Origin of the sequence: Pantoea sp. SIMBA_079, assembly GCF_046940275.1 — a bacterium.
Taxonomy (GTDB): Bacteria; Pseudomonadota; Gammaproteobacteria; order Enterobacterales; family Enterobacteriaceae; genus Pantoea; species Pantoea borealis.
The window spans coordinates 1-259 of record NZ_JAWRYR010000525.1; the positions used below are offsets into that span (position 1 = coordinate 1).

General features: G+C 70.7%; 1 pseudogene. It reads right to left on the minus strand.

Going from position 1 to position 259, the window contains the following annotated elements:
• A pseudogene (locus tag SB719_RS21060) lies at positions 1-202 on the minus strand (hypothetical protein); the annotation flags it as partial.
• Positions 203-259: the final 57 nt, after the last annotated feature.

Sequence of the window (259 nt, forward strand, 5' to 3'; positions counted from 1 at the left end):
CGGGGACACCCGACCAGGCCAGTGCGGGCGAGACATTGTCGCCGACGGGTCGCCCGGCGTTGCGCTGCGGGATCGCACTGCCGTCCACGAAGTCGGGGCTCGAGAGGGTCAGTGCGTCGGGGGCGTTCAGTCCCGGCACATGCCAGGCGAGCGTCGACTCACCGGCGCGACGGTTGCGGAGGAGGCGGCCGAGCCAGGTCATGGCGGTCCTTTCGTGAGACGGAGCGGGTCAACGCTAGCCGTTCGACGGCGTCTTTCG